General features: G+C 71.2%; 5 protein-coding genes. 2 read left to right on the top strand and 3 right to left on the bottom strand.

Translation table 11 applies throughout. From position 1 onward, the window contains the following. Positions 1-115: 115 nt before the first annotated feature. The gene (locus ACFWA7_RS38965; protein WP_385538805.1) at positions 116-5,086 is read right to left on the bottom strand and encodes an NAD-glutamate dehydrogenase; all 4,971 of its coding nucleotides are present in this window, start codon (positions 5,084-5,086) and stop codon (positions 116-118) included. A gap of 503 nt (positions 5,087-5,589) precedes the next feature. On the opposite strand from ACFWA7_RS38965, the gene ACFWA7_RS38960 reads away from it, so the two are divergent. After that, positions 5,590-6,156, top strand: a complete 567-nt coding sequence (locus ACFWA7_RS38960; RefSeq protein WP_385538807.1) for a DJ-1/PfpI family protein — start codon at positions 5,590-5,592, stop codon at positions 6,154-6,156. A 139-nt stretch (positions 6,157-6,295) separates the two neighbouring features. On the opposite strand, the gene ACFWA7_RS38955 is transcribed toward ACFWA7_RS38960, so the two are convergent. Beyond that, the gene (locus ACFWA7_RS38955; protein ID WP_385538809.1) at positions 6,296-6,970 is read right to left on the bottom strand and encodes an HAD family hydrolase; all 675 of its coding nucleotides are present in this window, start codon (positions 6,968-6,970) and stop codon (positions 6,296-6,298) included. Positions 6,971-7,051: 81 nt separating this feature from the next. Then, entirely contained in the window at positions 7,052-7,558 is a 507-nt protein-coding gene (locus tag ACFWA7_RS38950) for a DUF6912 family protein (protein ID WP_385538810.1), read from the bottom strand. 267 nt (positions 7,559-7,825) lie between these two features. On the opposite strand from ACFWA7_RS38950, the gene ACFWA7_RS38945 reads away from it, so the two are divergent. Then, positions 7,826-8,278 (top strand): Rv3235 family protein (locus tag ACFWA7_RS38945; protein WP_385538811.1); only part of this gene is annotated, 453 nt, incomplete at its 3' end.

Here is an 8,278-nt window from a genome sequence, read left to right as displayed (position 1 = left end):
ACCTTGCGGTGGGCGCCCCCCGTCTTTCAGGGGCGCGGGGCTGTGTCGTTATGCGGCTCCGCCGCGTGGGCGCGACCAGCACGGTCCGCAGCCGAAAGCCGCGCCCCTGTCAGACTCAGCTATGCGTACGCAGCAACGTCCGCATGGTCCGCATCGCGACAGAAAGGTTCGCGAGATCGAACGCGTCCGAGCCCTGGATCTCCTCCAGGGTGCTGCGGGCGCGTCCGAGGATCGCCGCGTTCTTCTCCTCCCACGCCTTGAAGCGCTGCTCGGGCGACGACTTGCCGTTGCCGACCGAGAGCACGTCCTGGGTGAGACCCGCGTGCGCCGCGTACAGGTCCTCGCGGATGGAGGCGCGGGCCATGGACTGCCAGCGGTCGGCCCGCGGCAGCTCGATGATCCGGTCCATCAGCTGGGTGATCCGCAGCCGGTCCGCGAGGTCGTAGTACACCTCGGCGACGGCCAGCGGGTCCTTGCCGGTGCGGCCCGAGATCGCCACGACGTCGAGCGACGGGAACGCAGAGGAGAACCCGGCGACCCGGCGCGCGAGCACGTCCGGCACCCCGGCGGCGGTGAGCTCGTCCAGGATCGACTGGTACCACTCCAGGTCCGCGCCCTTGAGCATCTTCGCCAGCTCGCCCCAGACCTTCTCGACGCCCTCGGCGAAGTCGGCGATGGTCTCGGCGATCTGGAGCGGCTGCGGCCGGTTGTTGAGCAGCCAGCGCGTGCCGCGCTCGACGAGACGGCGCGAGTGCAGCCGGATGCGGGTCTGGACGTCGGCGTCGACCTTGTTGTCGAGCGCCTCGACCGCGTCCCACACCGCGCTCAGACCGAAGATCTCGCGGGCCGCGGTCTGCGCCCGGACGATCTCCTCCATGGACGCGCCGGTCTCCTCCCGCAGCCGGTGCAGGAAGGTCGAACCACCGGTGTTGACCGTGTCGTTGACCAGGACCGTGGTGACGATCTCGCGGCGCAGCGCGTGCCCGTCGATGGCCTCGGCGAACTTCTCGCGCAGCTGCTCCGGGAAGTACGCGTGGAGCAGCTTCTGCAGGTACGGGTCGTCCGGCAGGTCCGTGTGGATCAGCTCGTCGGCCACCGTGATCTTGGTGTAGGCCAGCAGGACCGCGAGCTCGGGCTGGCTGAGCCCGCGCCCGTTGTTGAGCAGCTCGCGGATCTGGCGGTCGGTCGGCAGGAACTCCAGCCCCCGGTCCAGGTGGCCGTCGCGCCCGAGGCGGCGCATGAACCGCTGGTGGGCGTGGAGCAGCGACGGCGACTGCGCGACCGCGTTGGCCAGGGCCGTGTTCTGCGCGTAGTTGTTGCGCAGCACCAGCTGGCCGACCTCGTCGGTCATCTGGGCGAGGATCTTGTTGCGCTGCTTGACGGTCATGTCGCCGTCCGTGACCAGACCGTTGAGCAGGATCTTGATGTTCACCTCGTGGTCGGAGGTGTCCACGCCCGCGCTGTTGTCGATCGCGTCGGTGTTGACCTTGCCGCCGTTGCGGTCGAACTCGATCCGGCCGAGCTGGGTCAGACCCAGGTTGCCGCCCTCGCCGACGACCTTGACCCGCAGGTCCTCGCCGTTGACGCGGATCGCGTCGTTGGCCTTGTCGCCGACGTCCGCGTTGGACTCGGCGGACGACTTCACATACGTACCGATGCCGCCGTTCCACAGCAGGTCCACCGGCGCCTTGAGGATCGCCTGCATCAGCTCGGCGGGCGTCAGCTTGGCGACGCCCTGCTCGATGCCGAGGGCCGCGCGCATCGGCGCGTTGACCGGGATCGACTTGGCGGTACGCGGGTGGATGCCGCCGCCCGCGGACAGCAGCTCCTTGTTGTAGTCCGCCCAGGAACTGCGGGGCAGGTCGAACAGGCGGCGGCGCTCGGCGTACGAGACGGCCGCGTCCGGGGACGGGTCGATGAAGATGTGGCGGTGGTCGAAGGCGGCGACCAGGCGGATGTGCTCGGAGAGCAGCATGCCGTTGCCGAACACGTCACCGGACATGTCACCGACACCCACGACCGTGAAGTCCTGGGTCTGGCTGTCGTGGCCGAGCTCGCGGAAGTGCCGCTTGACGGACTCCCAGGCACCGCGCGCGGTGATGCCCATGCCCTTGTGGTCGTATCCGGCGGAGCCGCCGGAGGCGAACGCGTCACCGAGCCAGAAGTCGTAGCTGATCGCCACGTTGTTGGCGATGTCCGAGAAGGTCGCGGTGCCCTTGTCGGCGGCGACCACCAGGTAGGTGTCGTCCTCGTCGTGGCGCACCACGTCGGCCGGCGGCACGACCTCGCCCGCCACCAGGTTGTCGGTGATGTCGAGCAGCGCCGAGATGAACGTCTTGTACGAGGCGATGCCCTCGGCCAGCCACGCGTCGCGGTCCACGGACGGGTCCGGGAGCTGCTTGGCGACGAAGCCGCCCTTGGCGCCGACCGGCACGATGACGGTGTTCTTCACCATCTGCGCCTTGACCAGGCCGAGGATCTCCGTACGGAAGTCCTCGCGGCGGTCGGACCAGCGCAGACCACCGCGCGCGACCTTGCCGAAGCGCAGGTGCACGCCCTCGACGCGCGGCGAGTACACCCAGATCTCGAACGCCGGGCGGGGCGCCGGCAGGTCCGGGATGGCCTGCGGGTCGAACTTCATCGAGACGTACGCGTGGGGGTTGCCCTCGGCGTTCTTCTGGAAGTAGTTCGTCCGCAGCGTCGCCTTGATGACGGTGAGGAAGGAGCGCAGGATGCGGTCCTCGTCGAGCGAGGCGACCTGGTCGAGCGCGCCGTCCAGCTCTTCGAGCAGACCGTCGGTGAGCTCGGTGCCCGCGCTCTGGCGGCCCGGCGACATCCGCGCCTCGAAGAGCGAGATCAGCAGCCGGGTGGTGTGGACGTTGTCGCGGAGGGTGTCCTCCATGTAGTCCTGGCTGAAGGTCGAACCGGCCTGGCGCAGGTACTTGGCGTAGGCGCGCAGCACCATCGCCTGGCGCCAGTTGAGCCCGGCGCGCAGCACCAGCGAGTTGAAGCCGTCGTTCTCGGCGGCGCCGGTCCAGGTGGCGGCGAAGGCCTCCTGGAAGCGTTCGCGGGCGTCGTCCGCGAGGTAGTCGCCGCCGCCGTTGAGCTTCTTCGGCAGGCGCAGGCCGAAGTCGTAGATCCACGCGTGCGTGCGGTCCGCGCAGCGCAGCTCGTAGGGGCGCTCGTCGGTGACCTCTACGCCCAGGCGCTGGAGGACCGGCAGCACGGCCGAGAGCGAGACCTGCTCGCCGATGCGGTAGATCTTGAAGCGGCGCTCGCCGGGCGCCGCGTTGACCGGCTCGTACAGCGAGAGCGCGAAGTCCTTGCGGCCGTGGGTGAGCTGCTCCAGGTGGACCAGGTCGGCCACGGCGGCGCGCGGCGAGTGGTCGGCCTTGTAGCCCTCGGGGAAGGCGTGGCCGTAGCGGCGCAGCAGCTCGGCGGCGCGCTCCTCGCCGCATTCGGCGTTCAGCGCGTCCGAGAAGCCGTCGGCCCAGGAGCGGGCGGCCTCCACGAGGCGGGCCTCGATGCGCTCGCTGTCGGCGTCGGTGAGGTCGGGCAGCACGGTGCCGGCCGGCACGCGGACCACGAAGTGGAGCCGGGAGAGGATCGACTCGGTGTTCCAGGCGGTGAAGTCGACGCTGGTGCCGCCGAGCTCTTCCTTGAGGATGTCGATGAGCCGCAGCCGCACGCCCGTGGTGTAGCGGTCGCGGGGCAGGTAGATCAGCGCCGAGTAGTAGCGCCCGTACTCGTCCTGGCGCAGGTAGAGGCGCAGCCGGCGCCGCTCCTGGAGGTAGAGCACCGAGGTGACGATGGAGCGCAGCTGGTCGGCCGGGGTCTGGAACAGCTCGTCGCGCGGGTAGGTCTCCAGGATCTGGAGCAGGTCGCGGCCGTCGTGGCTGTTGGGCGAGAACCCGGCGCCGCGCAGCACCTCGTCGACCTTGCGGCGCACGACCGGCACCCGGCGGACCGACTCGGTGTACGCGGCCGAGGAGAACAGGCCGAGGAAGCGGCGCTCGCCGATCACGTTGCCGTTGTCGTCGAACTTCTTCACCCCGACGTAGTCGAGGTAGGAGGGCCGGTGCACGGTGGAGCGGCTGTTGGCCTTGGTGAGCACCAGGAGCTTGTGCTCGCGGGCCTTGGCGCGCGCGTCGGCGGGCAGCCGCTCGAAGGACGGGCTGACCGGGTGCCTGTCGTCGCCCGCGTGCTGCGGGTCGGAGCGCAGGATGCCGAGGCCGGTGCCGGGCACGGCCGCCAGCGAGTCGTCCTCGCGCAGTTCGTACTCGCGGTAGCCGAGGAAGGTGAAGTGGTCGTCGGAGAGCCAGCGCAGCAGCTCCCGGGCCTCGTCCACCTCCTCGTCGCGCAGGTCGCCGGCCTTGGGCTCCTTGGGGAGCTCGTCGGCGATGCGCAGCGAGGCGTCGCGCATCTTCTCCCAGTCCTCGACGGCTTCCCGTACGTCGGACAGCACCCGCAGCAGATCGGCGGTGATCTGCTTCAGGTCGGCGCGGTCGGTCTCGCGGTCGATCTCGACGTGGATCCAGGACTCGGTGAGCGCGTCGTGCGGCAGGCCGCCGCTCTGCGCGGCGGTGTCCAGGACCTCGATGAGCTTGCCGGTCACATCGCGGCGGACCACGACCTGCGGGTGGATCACGACGTGGATGCCGCGGCTCTGGCGGGAGAGCTCGTTGGTGACGGAGTCCACGAGGAAGGGCATGTCGTCGGTGACGACCTCGACGACCGAGTGGCTGCACGTCCAGCCGTTCTCCTCGACGGTCGGGGTGTGCACCCGCACGCTCGCGGTGCCCTGCGGGCGATTTTCGGCCAGCCTGTAATGCGACAGGGCGGCGCCGAAGACGTCGACCGGGTCGCGGTCGGCCAGGTCCTCGGGAGCGGTGTGCAGGTAGTAGCGCTGGAGGTACCCGAGGACGGCGTCCTGGCCAGGACCTTCCTCCCCCGTGGACCCGGTAGTGGCTGCCCGGTCCTGGGGGGCGCCCCCCAGACCGCCGGGGCCCCCCAACGGGCTGTTCTCAGCTACCCGGGCGGCCCGTGCGAGCAGCTCGGCCTTGGCTTCGTCCAGCTTGGTCTGCATGTCCTCTGGCTCCTGTCGCGCGCCGTTGCGTGACGTAGGTAGAAGCGGCGCAACGCCACGACGCGAGGTGTCCGGTCGAAGTCGACGCTATGCCGCGATGAGAGATGCCCGGGTCGTTACTGGCCATTTTCGGCGAAGGGCCCGGGATGCGGGAATCAGCGAGGGCCCGGGCACTGTGGCACTCCGGGCGCAGGGCAGGGGCGTCAGTGCCCCTGCGGGATATCGCGCTGATCACGGGTCAAGGCTATCGTCCCGCCCCCCCGAACCGTCACGAGCCGTATGTGTACAAAAGCGGGGCCCGAAGTTTGACACTCTGGACAGCGACGCGCACCGTCCGCGTGCCCTCTTGGCAAACCGGCCGGGCCGGGGCACGTTTGCCCCGTACGCGCGGTGCGCCGAGCGGCACAGCGCACCGCACCGCGCACACCCCGAGGAACAGCGGGGCGAAGAACCCCGCGCACCCTGTACGAGCCAGGCACGCACGGTCGACTCCGGGAGCACCGATGGCAGCCAAGATCCTGATCGTGACCGGCGACGCGGCGGAGTCGCTGGAGGTCCTCTACCCCTACCAGCGGCTGCGCGAGGAGGGCTACGACGTCCACATCGCCGCCCCCGCCCGCAAGAAGCTCCAGTTCGTGATCCACGACTTCGAGCCGGGCTTCGACACGTACACCGAGAAGCCGGGCTACACCTGGCCGGCCGACCTGGCCTTCTCGGAAGTCGATCCCGGCCAGTACGCCGCCCTGGTGATCCCGGGCGGCCGGGCGCCCGAATACCTGCGCAACGACCCCGAGCTGCGCAAGCTCCTCAAGGCCTTCTTCGACACGGACAAGCCGGTCGCCCAGATCTGTCACGGACCCCTCCTCACCGCCGCGATCGGCGGCCTCAGCGGCCGCCGGGTCACCGCGTACCCCGCCCTCGAACTCGACATGCAGGCCGCCGGCGCCAGCTTCCGCGACGCGGAAACGGTCGTCGACGGCACCCTGGTCTCCGCCCGTGCCTGGCCGGACCACTCCGCCTGGATGCGGGAGTTCCTCACGGTGCTGCGGGCGAAGGCGCCGGTGGCGTAGCCGGGCGCGACACCGACGCCTCCGTGTGGCAGGAACCCCTCCGGGCATCCCTGACCACCCATGGCCGCCGTGTGCGGGCCGTCTCCGGGCGTCCCGCACCATCCGGCGCCGCAGAGCCCACCGGGTGCGTACGAGGCCGTCAGCCCGCCAGCAGCTCCGCCGTCTCGACCGCCTCCGCCAGCGTGTCCACCACCGGCACCCCCGCCAGCGCGAGACTGGCCCGGCTGTGCGAACCGCCGGTGAACAGCACCGCCCGCGCTCCTACGTGCGCCGCGGCCACGGCGTCGTCCACCGCGTCCCCGATCACCACGATCCGGTCGGGGGATATCCCCTCGCCCGCCTCCCGCAGCAGCGTCAGATGCCGCACCATGTGCTCGGCCTTGCTGCCGTGCGAAGGGCCGGTGCGCCCGTCGACGCGCAGGAAGTGCTCGGTGATGCCGTGCCGCCGCACGATCGGCACCAGGTGCTCGTGCGGCGCCATCGACAGCAGCGACTGGCTGCGCCCGGCCGCCCGCCGCGCGGCGAGCAGCTCGGCCGCGCCCACCGTGAGCGCGCAGGCGTCCGCCCGGAGCCAGTAGTGCTTGTGGAACGCCTCGTCCATCACGAGCCACTCCGCCTCGGTCGGCAGCCGCCCCATCAGCCGCTCGTAGAAGCGGGGTATCGGCACGCAGTACAGCTCGCGGTACCGCTCCAGTGTGATCGGCCCAAGGCCGAGCTCCGCGAAGGCGGCGTTGGTCGCCTCGATGACCGTGGCGATGTCGTCGAGCAGTGTGCCGTTCCAGTCCCAGACCAGATGCGTCGTGCGCTTCCCCATGCCAGAACGGTACCCACCGCCACTGACAACGGACCCCCCGCGGGCCCATGAGGTGCCCAAGAGCGCAGGTCAGCCGGGCCGTCAGCCGATCAGGTTGGGAATCTCCTGCACCCCGAACCACAAGAGCTCGTGGTCCTCGGCCCCGTCGACCGTGAACTGCGCGTCGTCGTCGCCCTGGCCCGCCGCGCCCAGCGCGCCGGCCGCCGCGGCGACATCGGTGACCGCGTCGTCCGAGTCCACGTGCACCGCGGCCGCCTTGGCCAGCGGCACCGGGCCGGGGATCCGCACCTCGCCCAGCGCGCTCGCGTCCAGACCGCGGTCCGGGTCGGCCGAGGCGGCACCGTCGGGCACGTCCACGGCGACCACGACACGGCGCCTGGCGGCCTCCGGGTCCCCGGCGAGCAGCCGCAGCGACGCCGCCGCGGCCCGGCTGAGCGCCGCGTACTCCAGCTCCTCGATGTCGTCCGTGACGTACCACTCGCGCAGCCCCGGCGTGACGGCGTAGGCGGTCAGCGGGCCGGGGCCGAGCTCTCCCGCCGTGTGCGCCGTCGCGAGACCAGGGAGGGTCAGAGGGAGGTACACGCGCATGACAGGCCGCTCTTTTCTGGTCGGAGGACGCACTCAGGATACGTGCGGGAGTCCCCCTTCGGGTTGCCCGCGCGGCCTCGGCGGCCTCGGGGTGCGTGGCGCCGGAACCCCCGCCGCGACCGGCCCCGCCGGGCCTCGTATCACTCTGATAGGTGAATCTCCCGGGCCCCACCCCGCCCGTACCGCCGCCCTTGCGACCGGCGCCGCCGCCCCCGTACAAGATCCCCAACAGAAAGCTACTGGCCGGTATCAAAGGGGGCGACAGAGATGAACAGGACCGACAGGACGCGGACCGACGCGCGGACGCACAGGGCCCGGCCTGCGGGCCGCGGCGACCGTGTGGGGCCCGGGCCCGGCAGGCCGGGCGCCACCGCCGCGCTCGCGCGGCGCCAGCGGCTGCCCCGCTACTGGTTCGCGGAACGCCTCCTCGCCGTCCTCAGCGGCCACCGCCCGGTCCACTGGATGCTGGGGCACACCGTCGGCGAGGCGTACGAGCAGCTGGTGCTGCTCGCCCCGGCCAGCCCGCTGCGGGCCTCCGGGCGGCCGGTGGTGCGCCACTGCGACGAGTACGTGCCCCAGCCGGGCGTCATCGAGGCCTTCGCCCGTATCGGCGCCGGCGACCACGTACGCGCCATGGCCTTCCGCCTGGAGCAGGGGGCCGACCTGCGCTGGCGCTGTGCGGCCGTAGAAGTGGGGCCGGGCACCCGTACGGTGCCCGGC

This window comes from Streptomyces sp. NPDC059994 (assembly GCF_042737755.1).
Lineage (GTDB): Bacteria > Actinomycetota > Actinomycetes > Streptomycetales > Streptomycetaceae > Streptomyces.
This window is presented reverse-complemented; position numbering and strand designations above follow the sequence as displayed.

Excerpts from the sequence above, each read along its gene's own strand:
- ACFWA7_RS38965 (WP_385538805.1), bottom strand. The coding sequence starts at position 5,086 with ATGCAGACCAAGCTGGACGAAGCCAAGGCCGAGCTGCTCGCACGGGCC.
- ACFWA7_RS38960 (WP_385538807.1), top strand. The coding sequence starts at position 5,590 with ATGGCAGCCAAGATCCTGATCGTGACCGGCGACGCGGCGGAGTCGCTG.
- ACFWA7_RS38955 (WP_385538809.1), bottom strand. The coding sequence starts at position 6,970 with ATGGGGAAGCGCACGACGCATCTGGTCTGGGACTGGAACGGCACACTG.
- ACFWA7_RS38950 (WP_385538810.1), bottom strand. The coding sequence starts at position 7,558 with ATGCGCGTGTACCTCCCTCTGACCCTCCCTGGTCTCGCGACGGCGCAC.